The 22,975-nt window shown below is 41.8% G+C and carries 20 protein-coding genes; 6 read left to right on the plus strand and 14 right to left on the minus strand.

Going from position 1 to position 22,975, the window contains the following annotated elements:
* The 10 genes from BUB16_RS19900 to BUB16_RS19945 form a co-directional block, all read right to left on the minus strand.
* Positions 1-701, minus strand: a 701-nt coding sequence (locus tag BUB16_RS19900; protein ID WP_211483247.1) for a sodium:solute symporter family transporter, incomplete at its 3' end; no start/stop codon positions are given.
* Between the two features lie 187 nt (positions 702-888).
* Complete coding sequence (locus tag BUB16_RS19905) at positions 889-1,917, minus strand: Gfo/Idh/MocA family protein (protein ID WP_073068409.1); 1,029 nt, start codon at positions 1,915-1,917, stop codon at positions 889-891.
* Positions 1,918-1,996: 79 nt separating this feature from the next.
* Entirely contained in the window at positions 1,997-3,340 is a 1,344-nt protein-coding gene (locus BUB16_RS19910) for a Gfo/Idh/MocA family protein (protein WP_073068411.1), read from the minus strand.
* Between the two features lie 286 nt (positions 3,341-3,626).
* Positions 3,627-4,817, minus strand: a complete 1,191-nt coding sequence (locus BUB16_RS19915) for a prolyl oligopeptidase family serine peptidase (RefSeq protein WP_073068413.1) — start codon at positions 4,815-4,817, stop codon at positions 3,627-3,629.
* A gap of 31 nt (positions 4,818-4,848) precedes the next feature.
* Positions 4,849-6,525 carry a RagB/SusD family nutrient uptake outer membrane protein gene (locus BUB16_RS19920; protein ID WP_073068415.1) on the minus strand — a complete coding sequence of 559 codons (1,677 nt, stop codon included), beginning with the start codon at positions 6,523-6,525 and terminating at the stop codon, positions 4,849-4,851.
* 91 nt (positions 6,526-6,616) lie between these two features.
* A complete protein-coding gene (locus tag BUB16_RS19925; protein ID WP_170864479.1) occupies positions 6,617-9,664 on the minus strand; it encodes a SusC/RagA family TonB-linked outer membrane protein in 3,048 nt (1,015 codons plus the stop codon).
* 481 nt (positions 9,665-10,145) lie between these two features.
* Complete coding sequence (locus BUB16_RS19930) at positions 10,146-10,715, minus strand: LacI family DNA-binding transcriptional regulator (RefSeq protein WP_073068420.1); 570 nt, start codon at positions 10,713-10,715, stop codon at positions 10,146-10,148.
* A 36-nt stretch (positions 10,716-10,751) separates the two neighbouring features.
* Entirely contained in the window at positions 10,752-11,147 is a 396-nt protein-coding gene (locus BUB16_RS19935; RefSeq protein ID WP_073068422.1) for a LacI family DNA-binding transcriptional regulator, read from the minus strand.
* A gap of 1,084 nt (positions 11,148-12,231) precedes the next feature.
* A complete protein-coding gene (locus BUB16_RS19940; RefSeq protein WP_073068424.1) occupies positions 12,232-13,329 on the minus strand; it encodes an ATP-binding protein in 1,098 nt (365 codons plus the stop codon).
* A 279-nt stretch (positions 13,330-13,608) separates the two neighbouring features.
* A complete protein-coding gene (locus BUB16_RS19945) occupies positions 13,609-13,995 on the minus strand; it encodes a response regulator (RefSeq protein WP_139240396.1) in 387 nt (128 codons plus the stop codon).
* A 284-nt stretch (positions 13,996-14,279) separates the two neighbouring features.
* Between BUB16_RS19945 and BUB16_RS19950 the strand changes: the two genes are divergently transcribed.
* From BUB16_RS19950 to BUB16_RS19970, 5 genes are all read left to right on the plus strand, one after another.
* A complete protein-coding gene (locus BUB16_RS19950; RefSeq protein ID WP_073068428.1) occupies positions 14,280-14,954 on the plus strand; it encodes an SOS response-associated peptidase in 675 nt (224 codons plus the stop codon).
* Between the two features lie 50 nt (positions 14,955-15,004).
* The gene (locus tag BUB16_RS19955; RefSeq protein ID WP_073068429.1) at positions 15,005-15,472 is read left to right on the plus strand and encodes a RidA family protein; all 468 of its coding nucleotides are present in this window, start codon (positions 15,005-15,007) and stop codon (positions 15,470-15,472) included.
* A 43-nt stretch (positions 15,473-15,515) separates the two neighbouring features.
* Positions 15,516-16,328, plus strand: a complete 813-nt coding sequence (locus BUB16_RS19960; RefSeq protein WP_073068432.1) for a PhzF family phenazine biosynthesis protein — start codon at positions 15,516-15,518, stop codon at positions 16,326-16,328.
* A 260-nt stretch (positions 16,329-16,588) separates the two neighbouring features.
* The gene (locus tag BUB16_RS19965; protein WP_073068434.1) at positions 16,589-17,032 is read left to right on the plus strand and encodes a hypothetical protein; all 444 of its coding nucleotides are present in this window, start codon (positions 16,589-16,591) and stop codon (positions 17,030-17,032) included.
* A 191-nt stretch (positions 17,033-17,223) separates the two neighbouring features.
* Positions 17,224-17,709 (plus strand): hypothetical protein, encoded by a 486-nt coding sequence (locus tag BUB16_RS19970; RefSeq protein WP_073068436.1) that lies wholly within the window; start codon positions 17,224-17,226, stop codon positions 17,707-17,709.
* Positions 17,710-17,909: 200 nt separating this feature from the next.
* Here the strand turns inward: BUB16_RS19970 and BUB16_RS19975 are convergent, their stop codons facing one another.
* Both BUB16_RS19975 and BUB16_RS19980 read right to left on the minus strand, forming a co-directional pair.
* Positions 17,910-19,247 carry a right-handed parallel beta-helix repeat-containing protein gene (locus tag BUB16_RS19975; RefSeq protein ID WP_084088474.1) on the minus strand — a complete coding sequence of 446 codons (1,338 nt, stop codon included), beginning with the start codon at positions 19,245-19,247 and terminating at the stop codon, positions 17,910-17,912.
* 81 nt (positions 19,248-19,328) lie between these two features.
* Positions 19,329-20,252: a hypothetical protein gene (locus BUB16_RS19980; RefSeq protein WP_073068440.1), complete on the minus strand. Its 924-nt coding sequence runs from the start codon at positions 20,250-20,252 to the stop codon at positions 19,329-19,331.
* A gap of 352 nt (positions 20,253-20,604) precedes the next feature.
* On the opposite strand from BUB16_RS19980, the gene BUB16_RS19985 reads away from it, so the two are divergent.
* Positions 20,605-21,501 (plus strand): right-handed parallel beta-helix repeat-containing protein, encoded by an 897-nt coding sequence (locus BUB16_RS19985; RefSeq protein WP_073068442.1) that lies wholly within the window; start codon positions 20,605-20,607, stop codon positions 21,499-21,501.
* Between the two features lie 109 nt (positions 21,502-21,610).
* On the opposite strand, the gene BUB16_RS21980 is transcribed toward BUB16_RS19985, so the two are convergent.
* Positions 21,611-21,871 carry an STAS domain-containing protein gene (locus BUB16_RS21980; protein WP_350354149.1) on the minus strand — a complete coding sequence of 87 codons (261 nt, stop codon included), beginning with the start codon at positions 21,869-21,871 and terminating at the stop codon, positions 21,611-21,613.
* 753 nt (positions 21,872-22,624) lie between these two features.
* On the minus strand, positions 22,625-22,975 hold a 351-nt coding region (locus BUB16_RS20000; RefSeq protein ID WP_244545748.1), incomplete at its 5' end, for a LuxR C-terminal-related transcriptional regulator.

Consider the following 22,975-nt stretch of genomic DNA (forward strand, 5'->3'; position numbering starts at 1 on the left):
GCAAAGCCCGGGGTATACGGGTCATTGAAAAGCTGTCCGTTGCCCTCCGGCAGCTGATCCCACATCGTGAAAATAGAATCGACTCCGCCCAGCATATTCAGTACTATGACAAACATGATGATACCGGCAACGATCTGAACAACAAACTGGGCCAGGTCGGTCCACACGTCGGCCCATAACCCGCCTACGGTTATATAAATCAGGGAGATCCCCCCGGCCAGCAGGATCCCGTATATCAGCGGGGTTCCGGTAAACCCTTTCAGCAAAACAGCAATCGCCGCCCATTTCGCCCCCACATCAAACAGTTTGAGCAGCACGCCCGACCAGGCCATCAGCTGCTGGGTAGGCAGGTTGTATCGGGTTTTCAAATATTCTGTGGGCGACTCTATATTAAAATTAGAGCGCAATCGTGTCCACCGCGGCGCAATCAGAATGGCTCCCACAAAAATTCCTATAGCTATCGTTAACGCCCACCATACGTAGATCGCAAAGCCATGGGTATATGCGAGTCCCGCATAAGCGACAAATACGGCACCGCTGTAACCGGATATGTGGTGGGAAATCCCTGAAAGCCACCAGGGCAACTTACCCCCCGCTACGAAAAAGTCTCCCGAATCATCGACCTCCCGAAACGACCAGAACCCGATAAAAACCATGACTAAGAAAAACAGAAATATGACAATCCAATCAAGTTGTTGCATAAAGCTTGATTATAATTATTAAAATAGTGAAAGCGCCACAGCGAAGAGAAATAAAACTTCTATGCCAGAATATATTAACTGCTGGCCGAACAGATGTTATTGAAAGTTTGAAAAATAATGGTGTGCCATTCTTATCAAACTTGCCAGTTTCACCGGCAATAATCCAAAAGATTCAATGATTGATGTATCATCCATTATTCTCGTACTTGCCCATCATTTTGTTCAGATCCACCGAGGCCCCGCCCTGATCTTTGCTCTCATCAGCTGCTTCCATAAAAGCATAGATCTCCAATGTTTCTTTCGGACTTACAGGTGGCTGGCCCGTACGAAAGAAATTCACGATCTCTACCAGTAGTGGCCGATATCCCCCGTAAGGTCCGATCTGAGCTTGACCCTTTTCTCCAAAAGCTGTGCCTCCATAACCGGACTCACCCGTGCGTAGTCCCCGGAATGTGCCTATACGACCATCATCCCAAGTACCAACTACTAGATCAGTACCTTCAGTATGAACCCGGACTACGCTTTCACATCCCGTACCCATAACGGTAAAAAGGGTTTCCACTCCATGAATACCGTACCAAAAAAGATCTGGGTGCGTCTTTTCAAATTCTGCAGGGCTATATGTGGTGGCACCCGTTACGTTACCAATCGCCTTACCATTTCTGATTGCCTGAGCATTCTCCATATATCTCAGGGAAGATGAACAAAATGTCGGCACTCCATAGCGCTCGGACGCCTCAAAGATGGCCATAGCATCGGACAGGGAACCCGCAATCGGCTTATCTATAAATACGGGCTTGCCAGCTTTAAAGACAGGAAGTGCTTGTTCCAGGTGTCGGTTTCCATCGTTTGTTTCCAGCAAGACTACATCTACCCGGTCCAGTAATTCATCAATGGAGTCTACAATATCAACACCCATCTCTTTAACCTGTTCGGTATATTCTGGGATTCTACTATAGCTTGATTCAATTTTCAAACTTCCTTTGGGATAAGCAGCAACCACGGGAAATCCAGCAATATCAGAAGCTGCATTCGGATCATTTAATGCTTTAGTAAACGCTATACTATGGGAAGTGTCCAACCCTATAATCCCCACTTTGGTATCTTTGGTCGAAGTTGCACTCCCCAATAATGAAGAAGGGCCCTGCAACCCCATTCCTATCCCGGCTGTTGTAGCAAGTTTAATGAAGTTTCGGCGGTTTACAGAAGTATCCATACTCTAATTTATTTATCTTTTTTAAGTTATTGTGGGGAGGACGACTTTCAGAGCTCACAAACGCCTAATGCCATAAATTTTATACGGTAGGTTCCCAACCCGGTTCATACTCTCGTTTCCACAGTTTCATTGCTTCCTTATCATCTACTATTTTTCCCGTGTCCGGGTCACAGTCGAGTGTTCTACCTGTTCGATAAGCAATATTGCCCAGCTGGCAGAGCAATACGCTCTTATTCCCGTCTTCAACGGGTGAATTTAAATTGCTGCTGTCACTGCTGCGAATCGCATCGGTAAAATTGGTAAAATGAACGGCATCCCGGTCGTATCCTGGCCCGGTCGTATCCAGCTCGTTATTACTATCCATGGAGACCTCTTTTACTTCATTCCCATTATTATCAAAAAGGGTATATCCATTGCCTGGATGTATCACAATTGTTCCTTCGGTCCCGTGAAATGAAGCTCCGACCCCATGTCCTCCAATCGGCTGACCATTACAGCTCCTTCCCTCCCAGGATATCGTTTTTCCTCCTTCAAAATCATAGGACGCTGTTTGTGTATCGGGGGTCTCCCAGTCGTCGTCATAGGCGTATCGCCCTCCGTTGGAGCTTACCTGCAAGGGATAGTCAACCTCAAGTCCCCACCGGCACAAATCAATAAAATGGGTCCCATTATTGAGAAGTTCTCCGGTCCCCCAATGCCAGAACCAATGCCAGTTGTAATGAAGTAGATTATCCTGATATTCCATGCGGGGAGCCGGGCCTTGCCAAAGGTCGAAATCCAATCCGGATGGAACCGAAGTTTTCTTGCCGTGGCCAATCGGCTCGCGCGTATTGGCATACCAGGCGCGAGCAAAATAGGTCTCTCCAATGGCGCCATCCTTTATTTCATTAATTCCCTGTATAACATTGGGCCAGGAACGTCGCTGGTTGCCCATTTGCACAACTTTGTCATACTTTTTGGCTGCTTTTACCAACAATTCTCCTTCATGGGGATTATGGCTGCACGGTTTTTCAACATAAACATGCTTACCCGCTTTCAGTGCAAGTATAGCCGCGGGAGCATGCCAGTGATCGGGGGCTCCAATTACCAGTGCATCCAAGGCTTTATCGTCTAAAATTCTCCGAAAATCTTTTACACCTTTTGGCTTTTTCTTTTGTCCACCCTCTTCCACGGCCTTGATGCCATTTGCCATGGCTTTCTCATCAACATCACAGATATAAGCAACTTCAGCGCCCGGCAACCGAGCAAAGCCTTCTGCCAGAGCGGCTCCACGGCTATTGGTCCCCATCACTCCTACCACTATTTTTTTATTGGGAGACCCCCCGGCAAAGACCCGGGGAGCACCGGCACCGACAAGTCCCATACCTAATCCCAACGTTGAAATTTTTTTAAGAAATTCTCTTCGTTCAATATTATTATCCATGGTACTATGATTTATTTAATAGTAATTTCTGCTTGTGTTACCTCTTCCTGTCACTTGCCTTAGCCAGTTTCAGATCCTACGCCGGGTTCTCATTTAAAAATAAGAACAAAATGCAGAAGCCTTTGCACAACTGTTCTTTTGGCCAATATCGGTGTTATCGGTCGGTTGAAATCCTCACATAATGCTACATATTGCGATTTAAACCACTCCCAGGCCTAATTTTGAACAAAATTCCTGGTTTCCAAAAGCCCCTTCCAATAAATTATTAAAATAAACTATTAATAAATTATGATCCCCCCGAGCCGGAATCGATTCCGTTATATTTCAAGAAGTACTCAAAAAACAAATAAGCAATCTCATTTGCTTGTTCATTGGGCGAATGCTCAGGCCGGTTGGTCATGGCCACCCGGTTGTCATAGCCCAGCAGTTCATTAACTGCTATCGTGTGATTCAGAGGAACCCAGCGCTTGGGGGGATCCTCGGAACCTCCCGATACTAAAAACGGGCGCGGCGCCATCAGGGCATGCAGCTCGTGGAGATCATACCCCTCGGCTATTAGTTCGGGATATAATCCCCGGGCTGGATTCTCTTCGGTGGGTAAGCCTCTTTCCCGCCAAGGAGGCGAGTGATACCCCAAGTACCACGGCTCCCAGTAGTTTATACTGGGACGCGTTTGTTCAAAAACGATACCCGGATCCGACCATACTGCAGCGGCAAACTTATCAAAGAGCGTAGAGGCGAACATTGCCCATTTTCCGCCGAAAGAATGACCCATAATCCCGATCCGTGTCGAATCAACCTCCGACACTTTGGCAAGGGCGTGCCAGGCGTTCGAGGCAGCATAGCCAAGCATGGAAAGCGGTTCGACCCGGGCCTCTTCAATAGTCGGGTAGTAAAGCGCGTACGTTCTTTTCTCCGTGGCTTCGGTCGTGCCGAGTGACAAGGTTACAAATCCTCTTTTGGTCAGCTGGTAGGCGTAGTCACGGTTCGCCTTGCCTTCCCCGATAGCGGTTTCCGGTTCATAATAGACGGTAACAACAGCCGGATGAGGTCCCTCGCCGCCGGGAACAAGCAAATACCCCTCTGTGGTTTCGCCAGGTGACCATTCAAACCGAACCCGGTGCTGGGTAAAATCCTCGCGCTGTTCAGTATCAATGATTTCCAGTTCCTGATCCTTTAACAGGGGCGGCCACTCGCCCATCAAATGGTGCCACCGGTTTTGGATCTCCTCTCTTCTCTTTTGCCACTGCTGCTTAGTTTCCACGGGCTGCCCGTCATAGAATTCCAACAGGGGACGATAATCGCCGTATTCATTTGCATATTTCTCCGGCGGATTAAAATAGGGAGCTATCTTCTTCCATATTTCCGATCGTTTTTCCTGTTGGTATGCCTCCTTATCCGGCGCTTGTCCCTTACTGTCTGCGAAAGAACACAATACCAGCGCTAATAAACCGAGTATTATCTTGCTGTTTTTCATCAATACGATTTTGGGTTGTTTTAGTTTGGTCTCAGTACCCCGGATTTTGCTTAAACTCGGCGTTATTATTTAAATCAATTTGCTGCTGGGGAATCGGAAACAGCTTATTATGATCCTGAATATTGGCCCCTTGTCTAAACGGATTATCATTGTATTCTCGTGTCCGTTCGACGAGTTTATCCATTCTCATCAATACAATTAATCTCATTTCTTCCGTGTAAAGTTCTCTTACGCGTTCATTTAACAGGTAATCGATATCCACGTCCCCGGGAGAAACAGGAGTAGCCTCTGCTCTTTCCCTGACAACGTTAATATCCTTTGCTGCTAAAGTTTTATTCCCCATGCCAATATGAGCTTCAGCACGCAAAAGATACGTCTCAGCCAACCGCATGGCATAAAAATCTGTATAAATACTCCCTCCCCCACCTTCGGCTGGGTTTATTCCTAAGGTTTGCGCTTGATAAACCGGTGAAAAGGTCTTTAAGAAAAATGGATATATATAATTACTGGTGTCCTTCCAAACGGTTCTATCACCAGCATCATACAGAGAAGATTTAATCACTTGTCCGTCATACTCCGACTTTGGGTTATCAAAATAATATTTTCGCTTGATATTAATTTTAGCGTTTCTGATGTCATTATTCCAGTCACTCTCCCAAATCTTATAATTTGTTAAATTGGTTCCTCTTGCTCGTGCCACACCTTCCCCCAGTGAATCCTGAAATTGCGGCGAGTAGGCAGCATATCCATCAGGCGTATTCCCCCATTTTGAGGGTCGGGGACCAAAGATTCCCGCCCAGTAGTTGGAACTGCCTCCTTCTACATTTGGCTCAAACTGTATTGCCCAAATAGTTTCCGTATTTTCTGAAGTATTCTGATTATCATAGTTGAACAAATCGGCATAAACATTGCCTGGCCCCATGAAGTCTCTTTGACTTCCGAAACGTTCCTTCATTAATTCGTAATTGTAGTCATCAATTACATGGGAAGAGGATTCAACAGCCAATTGAAATTTATCTTGTCCAAGATAAGCTTTTGTTAATAAATGCCATGCTGCCCCTTGCGTTAATCTCCCTGGAGCGGGTTCCGATCCTGGAACCGGCAGATGTTCAGTGGCAAAAAGAAGATCTTTTTCAATCTGCTCGTACACATCCGCCTTCGGTGTTCTCACAAAATCAGTTTTTTCGCCTTCAATTACATCCGTTACCAGTGGTACATCGCCCCATAAGACAACTGCCAGGCGGTGAGCAAATGCTCTAAAGAATCTGGCTTCTGCCAGGTAATGATTTTTTTCAGAACTTTCTATTGAGTTTTCATCTAAATTGTTAACCGCCCTGATAAGGGTGTTCGCCTGTTGGATTTCTGCATAAAGGTAACGCCACCACTGGGCAATTTCTTCTTGTTGAGGGGTGACGCTTGTCTGATAATTGGTTAAAAACCGCTGGCCCTGGGGATTTTCGCCATCATAGGCAACATCTGTCCCCATTCCAAACAAGCCGTACGACTGTGAACTGATGCGATTTCTATACCATTTGTCACGAACATCGTTATACAACCCAGTTATTCCCTGCTCGATTCCCGATGGCGTGTTATAAGCATTGCTTGGGGTAAGGAAATCACGCGGAGTACTCACAAGGGCACTATCATCACAACTTGAAGTAATGAGCAACAAAATAATTATGCCCAGGAAATAATTTATATTTTTCATAGTTTTCAAAATCTTGGTTTCTATTTAATTTTACCCTTAAAAGACTGAACTATTACAGTAAAAGCTGCGTAGGTGTATTCATAAAATCCAATTAAAAACTTAAATCCACACCCGCAGTAATACTTCTCATCATAAGTGCATTCTGGGATGCAAGTTCAGGATCATACCCTGACCAATTGGTCCAGGTATATAGATTTTTCCCGTTCACATAGACCTGCAACCCTTTGACTCCTACAGATGTCAAGATACTTTTATCAAAATTATATCTAAGCGATACGTTCTGCAGTCTGATAAAACTTCTGTTTTGATAATGTCCCGACTCCACAGATGGATAATTGTAAACTGCGGGAGCATTTGTCACGCCATTAAATGGTGTCCAGTATTCTCGAACGGCTGGCTGATTCACTCTCTGAGCGTAGTCAAAATCTGAGGAGGCTTCAAGTAACTCCCTGTTGTTTCTTATAAAGTAGTCACTGCCTCCTTGTATTGACCTCAAGAGGAAGGATAGGCTAAAATTACCATAATATAAGCTATTGGATATACTAAAACGATAATTTGGCTTCCCATATCCAACAATAGTCCGATCTGCTCCAGCTGTGATTTCTCCGTCATTATTTAAATCTTCCAATTTAAATTGTCCGGGATAAAATCCTTTATCAATATCTCCATTATACAAATCTTCTTCTGTCCATAGCTCTCCCGTACGCTTGTAATCATAGATAGCGCTAATCGGCTCTCCAACAAACCATTGATTTCCAATATCATCTTCTCCATCTCCATACAGTTTGGACAGCTTATCCCTGTTTAAGGAAAAAATAAAATTGCTTTCCCATCGCAGGGAACCCTTTACGTTTACAGTAGACAAACTTACATCAATTCCCTTATTATCAATGGCTCCAATATTTGTCCAAACGTTCTGGTAGCCTGTCGCACCCGGGAGAGTTCTCCGAACCAATACATCTTTTGTCTGCGAGGTATAAAGGTCAACTGTTCCAGATAGCCTGCTTTTCAAGAAACTATAGTCGACGCCGACATTCAGCGAGCTCGTTGTTTCCCAAGATAAATTACTATTGCCCAAAGAAGAAGCAAAGAGGCCAATAGTCCGGGTAGACCCGTGAACATATGCCGCCGTACTCAGCCTTTGTAAACTTGCGTACCGTCCGACGCCCTGATTTCCATTTTCCCCATAGGAAATTCGTAACTTTAACAGATCCTCAGAATCAATGCCACTCATAAAACGTTCGTTTGACATTACCCAGGCCGTTGATATAGATCGAAATGTTGCATACTTATTATTTGAGCCAAAACCTGAATAACCATCTCTTCGTATGGTCCCTGTAAGAAGGTATTTATCCTTAAACCCATAATTTAAACGAGTCATATAGGCAAGACTGGTTTCTTCATATGCTCCTCCTCCTACAGTCGAATTCTGCCCAAAAGATGGAGCATTATAACCAAGTGATTGATTGTCAAATCTCTCTGCATATAAACTTGAGCTTTCCCCTTCACGCTGTTCTCGGCTAAATAACAGGGTAAGATTCACCGAATGATCTCTTGCAAAGTCGCGATCATAATGAGCAATACTGTTTATTAACGTATTTGTTTCCTCGAAATTTGATGCTTCAACCTCCCCTCCTGTTGCAAGCGCCTCTTGTACTTCATCAGGACGACTTGTCTTGTTAGTCCTTGTATTAAGATTATAGGAATAATTTAAATCCAGACTTAACCCCTCAATGGGAGGTATTTCAATTTCTGCATGGGGTTTAATTGAAAAATAGTTTCGAACATCCTTATTATCTATAAGGTTATATCGTAGTGGATGAGCCATGAAAGACTCTGAATTATATCGGGTTGGATAGTTGCCATTTTCATCCACCACACTTGCTAGAGGGGTTACGGTTTCAGCAGAGTTCAAGGATGCCGATATGCCTGAATAATCACGATTAGAATATGATGAATTTACACCTACCGTCATCCAATCCGTAACATCTGCATTCACTTTGGTAGCCAGTGTATTCCGTGTAAAATCATCATTTTTCAGAACTCCCTTTTCTACTGTATGCGAACCAGATACGTAATAATTCATATTTTCGGTCCCCCCCGACACATTTAGATTGTAATTTTGAACGGGGGCCGTTCTCGTAATTTCATTCATCCAATCTACTTCATCTCCTGCAAGATAATGTTCTACTTCTTCTTGTGACTTAAGATAGCTTGTTACCACATCAGGATCTGAAATATCTGGATAAGCCGGTCTTCCTCCATTGTCCTCAGGACCGGTTGGATTGGTATCGTACCAATTATACAAGTCCGCAATGTATTGATAATTGACCAGTCTCTCAGCATACTCCTGCCCATTCATATAGTCGACCGGATGATTGGTATGATCCTGGACACCAACATAACTATTAAAATTGATTGTTGGTTCTCCGGATCCTCCGTCTTTGGTGGTAATAATTACTACTCCATTTGCGGCCTGGGCTCCATAAATTGCAGCCGCACTGGCATCTTTCAAGACATTAATATTCTCCACATCGGCCATATTAATATCATTAAGGCTGCCATGAAAAATAATATCATCTACCACAATCAAAGGACTACTGCCTGCTGACAATGTGTTCTGACCCCTTACTTGTAGTGACGCTTGATCTCCTGCTGAACTATTGCCTCCCGTTAAATTCAAGCCAGCGACTCTACCACTTAACACTTCAGTAAGATTCTTTGCAGATGATGTTGGAAGATCTTCAGTATTTATACTTTCAACAGAACCCGTTAAATCGTTTCTTTGTTGCTCACCATATCCCACAACTACCATCTCTTCACCCATAATAGCCTGCGGATCCAACGTAATATCAATGTTGGTTTGTCCGTTTATGGGCACTTCTTGGGTTTCGTATCCTATAAAGGATATCACTAACGTATCTTGCAGTGATGGTACGGTAAACTCGTAATTTCCCTCTGAGTCCGTAGAAGTTCCTGTGGTGGTCCCCTTCACTAGGATATTGACACCGGGAAGTGTATCTCCAGTCCGTGCATCAGTAATCTCACCATGAATCGTTGTATTTTGTGCGAACCCAGCGGTCGTATAGCCAAAAAGCACGCCAACTGTTAACAAGAGCAGTAAATATCTCCTATTCATAATCATTTATTTGAATGTATTAAAATTTATAGAGGATTTTTATAACCACAGCTTAAGTTATGGAAGTCAACCTGGCCTGCCTAATAACTGAACATTTGCCTGATTCTAAGCTCATTTGATACGCTTTAACAATCAAAGTAATACCTGCAACTGCATACAGTCATTGTGACTAGTTGGTCATTGCAGCAGTCCTGCGCGACAGTAGTCAACCTTAGGGACGGAGTATCCAAAAAGTAACCCATTGTAGGCTTACACCATCTGTTTCATGTAACTTGATTTGATAGGTGCGCAAACCCAAATTGACCTTTTATAGAACTGAAGTTCTTTACACGATGCTTCCATCGTCGGAGATCCTTCACAAAACTTTTCATTAAAAGTTTCAGATCTTTTTTTATGCCTCAGTTCCCACAAAAAGGGTACAAAAATATTTATGGATGGGCAAATATTTTTCCTTATTTGACTATATTTTTCCTTTTTGTTGTCAAGAAGATTGGCGAACCACTAATTCAACCGGCAACATGCTTACCAGTCCCCTTTCATGGGTAATATGCTCATTCGACTGTTCTTCAAGCACATTAAAGACAACATTAGCCAATTTATTAAAATTGGTCCTAACCGAAGTTATTTTAGGAAAGTGATATTCACAGATAGGCAAATCATCGTATCCTGCCAGTGCAATATCTTCCGGAAACTTATACCCACGTTCACGAGCAGACTCCATAAATCCCACTGCTGTAGCATCATCTGCAGCAAAAATAGCTCTCGGCTTTGCACTTAATCCTTCAAAATTGTTAAATGCTTTAATCCCTGATTCTATACTATAATTACCTTTATTAGACCATATAACCTTGACATCAGAGGTATTTTTTAGCGTATCAATGAATCCATTTTTCCTATATTGTGCTCCCGGTTTGTTTGACGGTCCCTCTATAAATCCGACTGAAGGGTATTCCTTTTCCACAAAATGATCGGCCACTATACTGCCTCCCATATAGGCATCAAAAGTCACCGTAGTTAAAACTGGGCGAATGATGTTGGAACATGAAACCAATGGAAAGTCTCTCGGGATGGTATCAAGGATCTGCTGTTAATCGTTATGATGCAAGGTCGAAATCATCAGGGCAGCCGAGGAATATCCAGCGTTATCCAGCTGCTTGATCAAACTACAAAGATCTTTAATGGACGCGGGAGCGCTAAACATGCTTACATTTACATTTCTTTTCTGGCCTGCCTTTATAAATCCGTTAAAAAAAGATGTGTAAAACTCTCCCACATGGAATCCTACAATTAAAGCGATAAGTGTATTGTCTCCGCGCCTCCGTTTGCTCGAATTGCTTTGTAATGGATAGCCCAACTCCTTGGCTTTTTGAAGTATAATCTGCTTATTAGCTTTGCTAACTTTTTTTATATCACGCAGGGCCCGGGATACTGTTGAGATTGAAAAATCAGTTTCTTCCGCTATATCTTTCAGTGTTACTTTCATAATCCTTATTATATTTAAATGTGTTTTTCAATTATAAAAAATTTATTTGAAAATTTTGCCCATTTTTTTACTTACTATTAGCAAATTTTTCATAACAATGTTTCTTGATTATTTTATTATTCATCACAATAGACGAAGATACTTGAGGTGAAGGACCTATAAGCTAAAGTATGATAGCTGGGAGCTTAATTCCACTTTACAATACTACCTGTCATGTGACAGTTGGCACTAGAGCAAGAAGATCCGATCCTCAAAAATGATTCTCTCATAATAATAACCCCCCACTGATTTAATATTTTCCTAAAAATAAAAATACGGCTTTCAAAGGTAGGGGGTGGTTTTATTGGCAGGGTACCGTTTCTGAGAGAAAAAAAATAAAAAATGATGTTGCTTGCTGACCCTGGTTCAAAAAGGCGGGGGCTATTCTGAGAGAATCCTAAAGAACTGAGTTAACCGAAGTTGACTAAGAGGGATTTTGAGCCAACTACTTGAACCACTCCATCTGAACTTTTATCTCAATAAGCCAGTCCCGGCTTTTCTTACTCTCCTCATTAGAAAAGGGCTCCTAATCCTCCAAGAAATTCAGGATTGAACCAGCTCACTCCAATAGTACCCAATTAAATATTTTATTCTATTTTCCAATGCAGATAGCTCCTTGAGTGATTAGAATAAAGTTATAGAAAAATCAACCTATGAATCATATCTCATTTTTATTCTCCTAAATCGTCCCTATTATAATTGGGAGCAGAAAGTAACGTTAGCGGTTATAAATAATAGCAATGGCGTTTAGGAAGAAGCAAAAAAATGGTCCCATCGAGGACGATTGCTGCGGGTCTTATTGTAGTGAGGCCGGGTGTTGCCGTTTCCAGTACCGTCTGGAAGTTGAAGATCGAGCCCCGGATACAAGAGATATGTTCCCAGGCCGCTCCAAAAAATCCATCTGAGATGGAGCCTCCCGATCTTGGTTATTAACCAAAAAATCCAATCAATACGGGCTTAAACTCTGTCTGGGTTATTTATGAGGGAAAATTTTCTATAGGACTGCTACATCAAACTACCTATAGCAGGAATTTTAAAAAAACTCCTATAACTTTTCTATCGGAAGCTTACAGGAAATTGTTACCCCTTTACCTTCTGAATCCGAGGTGTCCAATATTTCAAATGTTCCGCCGAGGAGTTCAACACGGTGGCGCATTATATGTATGCCTATCCCACTTTCTTCTTTCTCGTAATCCGAAATACCGGTGCCGTCGTCTTCTATAGTGAGATACAAATAATTGTTATCTGATTTTAATGTAATGGTAACATTTTCTGCATTTCCGTGAACAACTGCATTTTTAGTTGCCTCTTGGGCAATGCGGAATAAGTGGGTTGCCGTTTCAATATTGTCAAGATAATCAACAGTGTCATCGCTTATCAGCTCACAGTGAATATCATACATTTTTTCCTGTCGCTGGACAAAGGTACTGAAGGCCTGTATTATGCCCTTCTCATCGATATCTACAGGCACTATTCTATGGGATAACCTACGGACATCTTTCGTGCTCTGGTGGAGCATATCTAATGCATTATCTATGTCTTCTACTACATCTTTTTCACCGCTCTCAATCTTACTTTTAGCACTTTTTAGCATAAGTTGGGCCGATACCAGCGATTGGCCGATATTGTCGTGCAGATATTGACCTAACCTCCAGCGGTCACCGACATCATTTTTAATAATTTGCCGCTGCAGCTCTTTAATTTTCTCCACCTTTTCTGCGAGTTCTTTCTTCGCTTCATTAAGCTGGGTAACATCTACAAAAGTGATTATCACACCCTTATTGTCGTCTTCGGTTGTATGAGGACGTAAATCTACAAGAAACCAACGGCCATCTTTTCCTTTCAATTCTTTTTTAATGATATCCCGACCTTTGAATACTTGTTTTATATCGCTTGTAACCTCCTCATATTTAAGAAGCCGGGTAAAATCATTAATTTTTAGATCCTCATCACAGGTACTCAGATTGATCAGTTTGGAGACAGACATAATGATGTTTTTAAATTGAAACTCTTGATCGACAAAAAATGTACCTGCTATACTCTTCTCTAGTCCCTTATATGGTTTACCAAGCTTAAGATTATATTGCTCTTCAGATGAATCGGAAGAGGTAGTATCCCTTTGATCAACCTCCTTCTTACTCATATCATGTTTTCACGTGGGTTCAAGATAATCCCTATTTGCTACATATAAATTTGGTTGCTTATATCCAGTTCAAATTAACTGTCGCCACTTCTTTTGTACTTTTTCAAATTTGATTGGTGACATAATTAGCATCCGACAATCAATAGTATTTCTTAATGTCTACTTACTTGTAGCAACTACATGTCGGCAGATAATATATTACAAGTTTAGAGAAATGAGAGATAAAAACCTAATCTTCTGATGAAGATCTTATCATTGCTGTGACCTACCAATAAGCTATTATTCAGAAGCAAATGCTATGGTCCGAATCGTTTTACACAGGGTTTCAAATGCGTCATCCTTCTTCAGGAAAGCCGTTGCGCCAGCATTTCTCATATGCTGGATTATGGCCGTGCTGTCATGGAGTGATAGTCCAATGATCCGTGCATTTGGTAACTGATATTTAATTACCTTGGTTGCCTCAATACCGTTCATTACAGGCATGCTTACATCCATAATGATAGTATCAGGAGAAATTGTCCGGCACAATTCCACGGCCTCTTTACCGTTGGATGCCTCACCAATTACCACCATATCTTTCTGGTCATTTACTATTTTACATAGCCCTTGACGCATCATTTCATGATCGTCCACCAGCAATACCGTAATTTTTTCGTTTCGCTTCATTGTTGATTGCTTAGATTTATTCCGATCTATCGTAGGGTGCAATGCTATAAATAATCCTCAACTCATTTTTTGTCATAGTTGTTGAAAAACCACTTTATGCTAGCTCTAAGGTATTTTTTACCGAGCACGGTTGAGTGATAACTGTGATATTAGGTCGGCCCGCGAGGTTAGAAATGAGTTAATAGATAAGGCCGCTGATAACCAATAATTCTTATGGATTTATTTATATATTGAAACGAAGATTAGGAGAAGGTTATTTCATCTGACTATAAAATATTAAAATCATGTGTGGACGATATACGTTAATGGAAGATGCAGCCGACATGGAAGCGTGGTTTGACGCGGTGATGGAGGGCTTTGAGAATTTCACGCCAAACTATAATGTTGCTCCCAGCCACAGGATGCCGGTGGTTGGCGAAAATAAAAGCCGTGGGCGGACAATCCAGCCTTTCCGTTGGGGACTGCTGCCGTTCTGGGCTAAAGAAAAGAAAGTTGGCTATAGCATGATTAACGCCCGAGCCGAAAGCGTGGATAGCAAGAAGTCCTTTTCCAAATCATTTGAGCGGTACCGTTGCCTAGTTCCAGCGTCCGGGTTTTATGAGTGGAAGGGAGAGAAGGGTAACAAAACGCCGTTCTACATTTACCCGACTCACGAGAAAATATTTGCCTTTGCCGGCATCTACAACGTATGGGAGTCTCCGGAAGGAGAGAAGGTACCGAGCTATTCCATCATCACGACCGAGGCCAACGAGAAAATGAGTAAGCTACACGACCGCATGCCGGTGATGCTGCTTAAAGAGGAGTGGGAGGAGTGGCTGGATCCCGACAATCACAACACCAAGTCACTCAAAGAGCTACTCAATCCGTTTCCGGATGATGCGATTGATTTCCACCAGGTGGACCGGAAGGTTGGCAAAGTCAGCAATAACTCGCCCGATTTGATAGAGGCTACCGAGTAAAAAAAATCAGTAATAACCATAGCAGGATGACTAACTAAACATTACATATTATGGCAGACGATCCAGAACAAAAGTTAAAAGAACTTTCGATCTCATTAAATGACGTTTCAAAGCCTATTGCAAGTTATGTCAACTGCGTACAAACAGGTGATTTATTGTTTCTTTCTGGAAAAGGTCCCAGAAAGTCTGATGACACCTACGTAACTGGAAAAGTTGGGGAAGACCTAACTATAGAACATGGGTACGATGCAGCACGTTTGGTAGCCATTGAACATATTGCCGTGTTAAAAGATGAACTGGGAGATTTGAACAAAGTTAAAAGAATCGTAAAGGTTCTCGGGATGGTAAACTGCACTAGCGACTTCGTTGATCAGGCAAAGGTCATTAATGGGTATAGCGATTTAATGGTTTCCGTTTTTGGCGAAAAAGGACGGCACGCCAGAAGCGCGGTAAGTATGCACACATTGCCATTGAACTTAGCAGTAGAGGTAGAAGTCATTGTAGAAGTAGAAGATTAATTCGGCATACTATATCCATTAACTACGGATCATTCAGAACATAATGAGTATAAAAACATACATTATAGATGCTTTCACGACCGAACTTTTCAAAGGCAATCAGGCTGCTGTTTGTCTCCTGCAAAATGAACTAAGCAAACAAACAATGCTTGAGATAGCAAAAGAGTTTGGATATTCAGAAACCGCCTTTGTGCTCGGGCTAAATACCAATTCTTTTTATATCCGATACTTTTCACCTTCGCAAGAAATACCCCTGTGCGGACATGCTACATTGGCCTCATCTAAAGCGTTATTTACGGAGTATAAAAACCTGTCGAAGATTACTTTTCATACCCACTTTGATGATACCCTGAAGATTTCTCAAAATCAGGACCAAATAGAAATGTATTTTCCACAGCACGGTACCGAGAAATCTACCGTAGATGAAGACATAAAAAGAGCTTTGGGGATTAATGAAGTTCTGAATTGCGAGTACAATTCTTTTCATAATATCGTAATGCTTGAAATAGGAAGCAGCGAAGTACTTAAAAACTTAGCGCCCATCTTTTCTGTATTAAGAAATATTGAAACATCCATTAATGGTGTGCTGGTCACGGCCCAATCGGAGCAAAATGAATATGACTATGAGTACAGGTACTTTTTTCCTTGGTCGGGGGCCGATGAAGATCCCGCTACCGGTGGGGTTCAAAGCTTTTTATCTAAGTATTGGGCCAAGAAATTGAACAAAAAGAAGATGAAAGCCTATCAGAGTTCCACCCGTACAGGGAGTATGGAAATCGAATTGATTGATGACTCTGTAGTTATCAGAAGCAATGCCGTTATCTTTTCGTCAGGAGAATTGCATTTACAGGACTGATAATTATAAGATGAGCAGGCAGTAGTATTTCGCCTGGCTTGATCATGGAGAGGGAATAAAAATAATCTGACTCTCATTGAATTTACTTTCAAACAGTTTTTGGCGCAATTGCCATCTTGCCGTAAGCACTTTCACCCTTCCCTTATTACCTGAGGAAAAATCTTTAATTGGTTAGACAATCTGGGATATCAAAAGCTTGGATATCTTCGTTATTCATTTTACTAATGGATTGCACTGTCCAACAACGAACCTATAAGAATATGGGCACCAACTTATCTTTTGATCTCTTACTTTCGCAGATTAATGATTTCTATCATACTCATGGATATTATCCCAAAGTTAAAGTAAGCATGCCCTTCTGGGAAAATAATGCCCATAGTATCGCGAAATTAGCCAATAAACACATTGAAATTGCTGTAATAAAAAGCCTCAAGGGTAAAAACAGCTTCCTCCTTGAAGGAATGGAAGAAGAAAGCCCTATAATTAATACCTTATTTGATCTTAAATCACAAGTTGATACCTGGATTATGGAAGGAAAAGGCGACTGGCCCGTTCTCTGCTTGGCCATGGAGGAGAACATATATATTCCTATCCAGCTCTATGCGATTGTACCCGGTGATGCTCCCCAGGAAGGATTAGATTTGTTTTCTGATTTTACTGGCGCTCCGGAAGGGGAACATATATTAGTTTTAACGGGTGATTGATTTAAGGATTCTATTTCAACCAGGTTCGCTTGACAATGATCAATGACAAAACCTGTTTCTTAACGAAAGGATTTGAAGATAAAAATAGTCAGTGGCATGTAACATAATTTTTTATTAGAATACAAAATACGTTGGCGGGCTAATATAGAACTTAATCTGCTTACAAAAACTAATAGAATAGGGAGGATATTATGATAACATGCAGGGGTATTGAGGTTAATTGGGATGAGTTCGCAGAAATAACGGACGATCGGGAGGCAGACCCCGAAACAGTTGTAAAATACTTTATCGATGCATTCGAGGGGTTGCTTATGGTTAATCAAACGCTCCTTGAAGAATCCGTGGAGTATAAGAGTGAAGAATATCACCCTTTTATTAAGGTTTTTGAGGAGGTCAGCGTGAATGCAATTGATGCATTAAGAGATAATCGCCCAGATACTGAGCTAAGAAATATATCAGAATCCTTGAGATTATCACGAATGCCACAGGAACTAATGGCCTATGCTGGAATTGCAGATGCCTCAAACGAGGATATATCAATAGATTCTAAACTAAATAATGCTGAAACAGTTCAGGATAGTGTTAAAGAACTTCTTAAAAAGGCATGGAATCCTTGGTGGTTGGATCCGGTATTGAAAGCTCTTGATGAGGTCATAGATATATTCCGTGGCTCTTAGAAGGATGGAGAAATTTACGCTTTAACAACAGGTTGGTTCTGTATGAGGGAGCAGGACCTTTTTTACCAATTAAAATTATTTAAAATTATTTTGTAAGGAAACCATCAGACAGAGTTCAGTATACACTCCCCCCAGTACCGATAGGTACTGGGCTTTTTAGGCATCCAAAAACTTATATAGTTTAGCTACTCGATTTCCATTTACTTATTGTTGCCCCCTACACATGCATTGCTAGGATTCTGTCCCTGACCAATTTGACGTACAGACCATGGTATAAAGTTAACGCCGTCGGTTACCATATCACCTTTGGGCTTCTTTTTAGGATTATCCTCATGCATAGCACCGGTGGCATGGCCCCAGTAATCACAGGTAGCAGATACCTTTGATAGGGTTTCATTGATGACCCCATAGCGGACATTGTCGTAGATATTTGAATTGGTTATTTCCACGTTGGTTGGGGTAGCATTTTCTTTCCCCGGTTCGCCTAAGCGGATGCCACTAACATTGTCTGTTATCGTGGTATGGACGATGTTTACCCCAATGAGCGTTGCAGGATTAGTTCCATAGGTGCTACCATCGTCACGGGCCTTTATAGCAATAGCTGCTGGGAATAACGGATTGGGAGCATCAGGTGAATCGAGGCCGCTATTGGTAATGGTTGAATTTTTAATAGTGATATTTTCATAATCCCCGTATTTCAGGTTAATATCTATACCATTATTAAATCCATAGTTGGAGTTGGTTCCGCTGCTGTTGACCGTAATATTATCAAAGGTCGCATTATTCAATTTCTCCAGATACATACCTTTCTCCCCATTATTGTTAAAGGTGGTATGCTTAATGAGTACATTCGTGAAGTATCCGGGATTTGATGAATTTTGGTAAACTTCAATACCCGAAGATGCCGGACTACCACTATTACTATCAAAATGGCTATCACGTATCGTAAGATCCTCAACCTTCGAGGCTGTAGATGCACGAATACCATCGCCTTCATTATGACTAAAACTCACACCATCCATGGTAATACCAGTAAGATCGGCCCCTCCACCAATGGTCATCCCACGCGTCGTGTTTTCAACACTGTATACATCCTTGAACAGCAGATTTGACATGGCACTGCTAAGTTCAATGCCGTCATTGAATCCTTCAATTCGAATTTTTTCAACAGTGACATTACTGGAAGCCACCTCCAGTCCTGTTCCGCTATCGGTACCCTCTAATACAGTACCACTTGAAGAGTAGCCGGATCCGCGAAGGGTTAATGCCTTATCAATCGTTAGCTGTTCGGGGAATGTTCCCGCATCAACGCATACAACGTCATCCGATGAAGCATTATCTATTGCGTCTTGAATGGAACCATAATCATTCGGTACAGTATGGTCGCAACTGGAACTGGTATTGTGAGTGCTGCCAGGCACATCAGCTAGACTGATTGAACTCTCCTTGGAGGAGGTTACAGTTGATTTTTGGCATCCCGTTACAATCACCCCCCCTGCCACCATTATCGTGATGAATACTCTTATTATTATTTGCATAATATTTCAATTTATTTTTAAAAATGTAATGAATACAAGGTTACCACATCCTTGAAGCATTATCCTCCTGCTTGCCGGAGATTACATCCAATATCTGTTTGGCATCCTCAGCCTCTTCGTCGGTCCACTGCAACCACCTGAGGGTAAACCCGCTGTAACGCCGGTATTGCCAAGTAGCTGCTCAAATTTAGCTTCAAAGGCAAAATCGGTACTTCTGGTCAATCGCGTCCCACTTAATGCCTTGCCCTCTGATTGCAGGTTGTTTTCAGCCGGTGTAAAATCTCGGAGCCCCCCGACACTCTTCACTATGTGGGGGAAGGCCGTTACATTATCTTTGAGCACGGGCAGCCCTCTTGGCAACCGTACTTCAGCGCCCAGGCCTGCTCCATGGCTTCCCATCCCTAAATGGACGGTACTGTTTAAATCGCTATTGGGTCTATCGAAAAGTTTGAGATTCCAGTACCCCAGTTTGGTCCGTATAGGTATGAAACCGCTGATAGGCAAGCCAAAGAATGTACGAAATATAGAAATGTTGCCGCCCAGATTTAAATCTGCAGTAATGCTCCGAATATCCCCATCATTTTCCTGGGCACCGGCCGTGCCGTAACTCAGCATCAGGGAATAAGACTTTGAAGCAAGCATCAGACCCGAAGCTTCCCCATGAAACCTAAACCGGTAACTACCATTTTCGCTTTCTACGTTAAACTCATCGGCTATATATCCTACCGTCAGCGAGGCGGTTTCCGGGTTTGCTGATTCTCCCGCATTGGTGGCCGCCAATGCCTGTCCGAATGAAGGATTCTGAAGAAGACCGGATGGGTTGGATTGATACCCTTTATCAGCTCTTGGATATAAATGGATGTGAGAGGAAGGGGTCGTTGAAATTTCAGGATTAAACTCCGTATTCAGTTTGTTATCCGCTGTTTGCGCTGCAGCTTCTGTAGATAATAATACGGCAAGAATGCATACCCAAAATATGTAACCTTTGTACTTTTGTACTCCCATGGTCTTACGCCCGATACCAACTCTTTTAAAAATATAACCAACAAATACTTAAGGTTTATTCCTTAAGAAATAACTCTCAACTTTTTTCTTTCTCTATAGTAAAAAAACAACCTATATTTTTTTGATGGATAACGCAAATAGTTTTTATCCTATATTCTATATGTAATATATTTTATTATTATTTGTTTAATTTTTATTACAAATAAATAGAACGATAGTTTAGTTGTTATAAAACTATATTAGTTTGTTTTTTTGACATTGATTATAATTAATGCAACATTATTTATAATTATATCAGCCACTTATACTTTTTTAAAATATAATTCCCACAAAACTCCCAGCAGAGGTTCAAATGAACAAATATAAGTTAAGTATTATCTCCATCCTTTCTGTCATGATGATCATCACGATGATCGGATGTGATTCCACTATTCAATATCCAAATGAAGACGCAAGCGAGATTCAAAAAATTAATCCAGTCCAGTCAGCTCATAGCGGAAGCGTGGTGTACGTTGATGCGAATACATCTGGCACAGAAGATGGCAGCCAATCTAATCCCTACAACGAGATTCAAGAGGGAATTGATCACGCCGGTTCTGGCGAGACAGTAACATTTCTAAGTGACTTTACACTATCCAGTCAGGTGACGATCAGTAGCTCGTTAACACTGGATGGGAATGGCCATACTATCCATACCTCATTTACTGAGACTGGTAACGGTAATAACGCGGGAATTGGCGTAATTGGTGCCAGTGACGTGACTGTATCCAATCTGACCATCAATGGATCCGGCGGCACAGATCTGCACGGAATCAACGTCTACGAATCTACTGGAGTCCTGGTAAGCGATGTATTCCTTAAGGATAATGCTCGTACTGGCCTGGTAGTCAACGGCTCAGAAGTAATCGCTCATAATATCAGTACAGCTGGTCACAGTTGGCACGGAATGAACGTTGGTCAAGGTGGCGGTGTGACTGATCCGGCCATACTCACAGTGACTGGTACGAGTTCACATGCAGAAGGATCTGTTCCGGATATCTTTGTTGATGATATCAGTCAGGATGTCACCGTAAATGACCCTAATGAGCAGTATATATCTGATGTCATTGATTTTCGTGGTGGAGAAGCTGAAGTGTATACACACTACAAGTCACTATCAAAAGATGACTGTAAGGACGGCGGGTACGCTGACTACGGCTTCAAAAACCAAGGTCAGTGTATTCAGTTTGTAAACACTGGAAAGAGATAAGAGATAAACACTAAATTATACAAAAACACCAAAAGGCTTCATGCCTTTCGGTGTTTTTCATTTTAATACCCGATTCACACGCCCTGCCGACACGAAAATCTAAAACCGCTTATTCCGTTTTTTCTTTGTCCTCGTATGATTCGACAGCTTCTTCCAGGGTACGGTAATGATCGAAGACTGTAATCAGTTTGGTTATCACGAGCAGACTTTCAATCTTCTTGTTTGCCCCACAAATTACAAGATCTCCACCTGCATTGCGCATGGTCGTGAGACCACCTATAAGGAGCCCTAGTCCCGAAGAATTCATGAATTTGACACTGCTTAGATCGACAATAACCTCCTTTTTATCATCCTCTAAAAGTCCATGCAGGGTATCCCGAAATGTTTCGGCATGGGGACCAACCCATTACGTTCCCCGACAGCTCAATAATCACACAATTGTAACGTTCTTTTACCTCGTAATTCATAAATACACTACCCCTAGTATTTTTTTAAAAAAGCGCATTTTGTTTAACCCATTATATTTAATAAATAATTACCAAAATTTTAAATAATGACCGATAATTATTCTCGATGCATGTGACCTCCCCCCTAAAAACTGGTCCATTGTAACCTAGAGTTTTCGGACAATTATGTTACCTTACAACAAATCATATCCCCCTTGGCAGAAGAAAAGCCTAAAAAAAGATTTGAATGTTGGAAGTTATAACGACCTTAATCATCTCATAAAATAGCCAGCTATAAGATTTTTATTTAAGTTCTGGTATTAATATTTCAATTCTGATATTGCCTTATGGAAAGCTCTTGCCACTCCGCTGGATTTGTCATTGAATGGGATAGTAAATTGAAACAACCACTCAAACATTTCTAAAAAGAATATCGCCCGTCTTATGGGTCATCTATTGATCCAGAATGCTGAGCCCGTGGCGTTATCCGATATACTAAAAAGGAAGTTGGCTGAAAATTTGCGATATTCAATCAAACCTATAATTATGATAGAAAACCCTAAATTAAAGAGTTCTGCAAAGTTCCTTGAAACATCAATTTTGCTTAACGAATATACTGTGATATCCTCCTGCTATAAAATAAAGGCATTCTGTAACGTTCTTATTCCATGTGGGCATTAATCTATCAGGTTATTCTCAATAGCATACTGCGCCATTTCTACATTAGAATTCAGATTCATTTTTTCTTTGACGCGGGTTCGGTAGGTATGAATGGTTTGGGGACTCAGGGAAAAATCTTCCGCAATTTCTGCCACGGTTTTGCCCGATGCGATCATGCATAAAACCTGGAATTCCCGGTCCGACAGTTGTTCATGTCTGGAGGTATCTTGGTTGAGATCCACTTGAGAGGCCAGCTGTTCGGCCACTTCATTTGTAATATATTTGCGCTTTTGGGAAGTGATCTTTCGGATAGCCTTTACCAGTTCTTCGGAATAGCTTGCCTTATTCAAATAACCAAATGCACCGGC

It is taken from the genome of Fodinibius roseus, from assembly GCF_900129315.1.
In the GTDB taxonomy this organism is placed as follows: domain Bacteria; phylum Bacteroidota; class Rhodothermia; order Balneolales; family Balneolaceae; genus Fodinibius; species Fodinibius roseus.

Coding starts and splice junctions, on each gene's coding strand:
- BUB16_RS19905 (WP_073068409.1), bottom strand. CDS start 1,917: ATGGATACTTCTGTAAACCGCCGAAACTTCATTAAACTTGCTACAACA.
- BUB16_RS19910 (WP_073068411.1), bottom strand. CDS start 3,340: ATGGATAATAATATTGAACGAAGAGAATTTCTTAAAAAAATTTCAACG.
- BUB16_RS19915 (WP_073068413.1), bottom strand. CDS start 4,817: ATGAAAAACAGCAAGATAATACTCGGTTTATTAGCGCTGGTATTGTGT.
- BUB16_RS19920 (WP_073068415.1), bottom strand. CDS start 6,525: ATGAAAAATATAAATTATTTCCTGGGCATAATTATTTTGTTGCTCATT.
- BUB16_RS19925 (WP_170864479.1), bottom strand. CDS start 9,664: ATGAATAGGAGATATTTACTGCTCTTGTTAACAGTTGGCGTGCTTTTT.
- BUB16_RS19935 (WP_073068422.1), bottom strand. CDS start 11,147: ATGAAAGTAACACTGAAAGATATAGCGGAAGAAACTGATTTTTCAATC.
- BUB16_RS19940 (WP_073068424.1), bottom strand. CDS start 13,329: ATGAGTAAGAAGGAGGTTGATCAAAGGGATACTACCTCTTCCGATTCA.
- BUB16_RS19945 (WP_139240396.1), bottom strand. CDS start 13,995: ATGAAGCGAAACGAAAAAATTACGGTATTGCTGGTGGACGATCATGAA.
- BUB16_RS19950 (WP_073068428.1), top strand. CDS start 14,280: ATGTGTGGACGATATACGTTAATGGAAGATGCAGCCGACATGGAAGCG.
- BUB16_RS19955 (WP_073068429.1), top strand. CDS start 15,005: ATGGCAGACGATCCAGAACAAAAGTTAAAAGAACTTTCGATCTCATTA.
- BUB16_RS19960 (WP_073068432.1), top strand. CDS start 15,516: ATGAGTATAAAAACATACATTATAGATGCTTTCACGACCGAACTTTTC.
- BUB16_RS19965 (WP_073068434.1), top strand. CDS start 16,589: ATGGGCACCAACTTATCTTTTGATCTCTTACTTTCGCAGATTAATGAT.
- BUB16_RS19970 (WP_073068436.1), top strand. CDS start 17,224: ATGATAACATGCAGGGGTATTGAGGTTAATTGGGATGAGTTCGCAGAA.
- BUB16_RS19975 (WP_084088474.1), bottom strand. CDS start 19,247: ATGCAAATAATAATAAGAGTATTCATCACGATAATGGTGGCAGGGGGG.
- BUB16_RS19980 (WP_073068440.1), bottom strand. CDS start 20,252: ATGGGAGTACAAAAGTACAAAGGTTACATATTTTGGGTATGCATTCTT.
- BUB16_RS19985 (WP_073068442.1), top strand. CDS start 20,605: ATGAACAAATATAAGTTAAGTATTATCTCCATCCTTTCTGTCATGATG.